The sequence below is a fragment of the Planktotalea sp. genome, assembly GCF_049680325.1.
Taxonomy (GTDB): domain Bacteria; phylum Pseudomonadota; class Alphaproteobacteria; order Rhodobacterales; family Rhodobacteraceae; genus Planktotalea.
Genome location: NZ_JBAUHO010000004.1, coordinates 1 through 2,961, shown reverse-complemented (window position 1 = coordinate 2,961; position 2,961 = coordinate 1). Strand labels below are relative to the sequence as shown.

The window sequence follows — 2,961 nt, the reverse complement described above, 5'->3', positions numbered from 1 at the left end:
AAATGGGGTTTATATTGCTACGCTTTGACCGTCGGCGTTTACCCGAAAGACCAGCGGCCCAGCCAGAAAATGATTGATTTTCTTGGCAGGCATTTCACAGCGCCAGGTCTCTAAAGCACTCAGCGCGCTCCCGACATTAACAGCCAAACCCAGAGCGAACACAAACAATACGCGTCTCAAGCAACCGCTCCTTTTGCTCCATTGGATACACAGAATGCATCGAGATGACCCGCAAATGCAAATAGTTAGGATAAAAGCCTAAAGCGCCCCGACCTCTGACCCCGGCTGCGCTGCGACGCTAAGCAGGTCAAAGACATATTGCGCGACGGAGCGGAAACAGACGATCTGGAAGCTCAACTCGTCCGACATCCAGAAAGCTGCCGGCACCTGCGCCAGGCGTGTGCGGCGGAACATACCCTCATTGAACGCATCGCGTGCAAAATCCACGGGCGCAAGTTTTGCCATGACTTCTCTGGCATGTTCGCCCGTCACTTCAAAGACAGCCCGGGCATCAGACACATTCACTGCAAGGAAATGTGTGCCATTAAGCGATGCGTTCAGGTTCTCAACGGTGCTGGCCGCTTGAGTATGGGGCATCATTAGCAACATCTCATCCGGGCTCATCCAAGCGACGCTTCTGTCGTCTTTGTGCAGGATTTCGCGCTGCTCGGGCATCGCGCCAACCAACGCTTTGAGCGCCTTGATAAGCTTTTTGTCGGTGAAATCACCGCGCAGTGTCACCATACCGCGCAGGCCCAATTCGTGCACCTCCGCGATACCATCTGTATAAGCAACGCTCTGCAAAGCACTTACAGCATTAGACATTTTGCTTTTCTCCTTCGCGATCATAGATCACCGGATCAACGATTTTCGCCTTGATGATTGTGCCGTCCACCTTGGGGAAATCGATCACGTCGCCCATGCGTTCCGGGCCGCCGCGGACAAGCCCCATGGCGATGCCGCGCTTCAAGTTGGCGGAATAATAGGTCGACGTAACGCGGCCAAACATATTGCGCTGTGAGTTGTCATTTACGCCCTCTTCAACCGCATATGCGCCATCGGGCAGCACCGAGCCATCAACAGTCTCAAGCCCAACCAGTTTCCAACGGTTGGGATCAGCCATATGACTACGCTCATGTGCGCGTTTGCCCAGGTAGTCTTCTTTTTTCTTGCTCAGCGCCCATTGCAGGTTGAGATCCTGCGGGATCACCGTCCCGTCAGTTTCGTCCCCGATCATGATAAAGCCCTTTTCGGCCCGCAGGATGTGCAGCGTTTCGGTGCCGTAAGGCATCGCGCCAAATTCCTGCCCCGCCGCATGCAGCGCGTCCCAGAAGGCCAGACCCTGTGATGCTGGCACCGCAATTTCGTAGCTTAACTCGCCCGAGAACGAGATGCGGAAAACGCGTGCATCAAAGCCGCCAATCGTTCCGTCGGCCCATTCCATGAAGCCAAGCGCATCTTTGCTCACATCCATGCCGCCCAGCTTTTCCAAGACTTTGCGTGCATTGGGGCCAACAACGGCGATCTGCGCGAATTGCTCGGTGACATTGGCCGTATAAACCTTCCAATCCCACCATTCGGTTTGCAGCCATTCTTCCATATGGCCGTGAATGCTTTCAGCGCCGCCTGTGGTCGTGTGACAAAGGAAGGTTTCTTCGTCCAGTCGCGCAACAACGCCATCGTCGATCAGGAAACCGTTCTCCGAACACATTAGGCCATAGCGGCATTTGCCGGGCTTCAGCGTGCTCATCATATTGGTATAAAGCATATCAAGGAACTTGCCCGCGTCCGGCCCTTTGACGATGATCTTGCCAAGGGTCGATGCATCCAGCAGTCCAAGCGCCTCGCGCGTGTTCTTTACCTCGCGGTTCACCGCATCATGCACGCTTTCGCCGGGCTTAAGATAAGCAAACGGGCGGCGCCATGCGCCAACAGGCTCCCAATCAGCGCCATTGCTGTTGCTCCAGTCATAGATCGGCGTTTTGCGCAAAGGCTGGAACACTTTGCCCCGCGCTTCCCCGCCAATCGCGCCCATAGAAATGGGCGTATAGGGTGGACGGAACGTCGTTGTTCCCGTTTGCGGAATTGGCTGTCCTAGCGCATCGGACAAAATCGCCAAGCCATTGATATTACTTAACTTGCCTTGATCCGTCGCCATGCCGAGCGTGGTATAACGTTTGGCGTGTTCAACGCTTTCAAAGCCTTCCTGCGCAGCCAGTTGGATATCAGACACTTTCACATCGTTCTGATAATCAAGCCAAGCCTTTGAGCGCAGCTTGTATCCCGCGCCTTGTGGCATCAACCAGACCGCCTCGACAGGGTTTTCAGAGGTATAGCCACCCTCTGGCGTGCTCGCTTTTACAGCTTTGCCGCCCGTCGCCTTGCCCGCCGCCAAACCGCCGCCATGCGCATCGCCGATCAGCTCTGCCATTTGCAAATGCCCGTTTGCACTGCCCACGACGGAAACAAATCCCTCGCCCTTGGCACCCGTTGGCGGGCGCTCTGCATCGGGGCGAAAGTGCGCATGCGCCTCGTCCCAAACCAGTTTGCCACCGCAATGGGACCAAAGATGCACCACAGGGGACCAGCCGCCAGACATTGCCACCGCATCGCATGGGATCACCTCCAACGCGCCGCCCTGACCCGCTTGGGAACAAAGTTCAACCGCTTCTACGCGTTTGCCGCCTTTGACCATGCCGACGGCCTTGCCTGTTTCAACGCGGATGCCGAGCGCCTTGGCCTCGTCGGCCAAATCACCTGCCCCGCCTTCGCGCGCATCAATGATACACGGCACGTCAAGACCAAGCTTTTTCAATGTAATTGCTGTGCGATATGCATCGTCGTTATTGGTCACAACAACCGTGCGATCCCCGATGGACACCCCATAGTTCACCGCGTAATCGCGCACCGCAGAAGCAAGCATGACGCCAGGAATATCATTGCCTGCAAAGCTCAAAGGCC

Annotated in this window: 2 protein-coding genes; both read right to left on the bottom strand. The window is 56.0% G+C overall.

Annotated elements, in window-relative coordinates; all coding sequences use genetic code 11:
- Positions 1-258 precede the first annotated feature (258 nt).
- The gene (locus tag WBC85_RS00145; protein ID WP_424432662.1) at positions 259-825 is read right to left on the bottom strand and encodes a sarcosine oxidase subunit gamma; all 567 of its coding nucleotides are present in this window, start codon (positions 823-825) and stop codon (positions 259-261) included.
- On the bottom strand, positions 818-2,961 hold a 2,144-nt coding region (locus tag WBC85_RS00140; protein WP_424432661.1), incomplete at its 5' end, for a glycine cleavage T C-terminal barrel domain-containing protein. The genes WBC85_RS00140 and WBC85_RS00145, both read right to left, overlap by 8 nt.

Excerpts from the sequence above, each read along its gene's own strand:
- WBC85_RS00145 (WP_424432662.1), bottom strand. The coding sequence starts at position 825 with ATGTCTAATGCTGTAAGTGCTTTGCAGAGCGTTGCTTATACAGATGGT.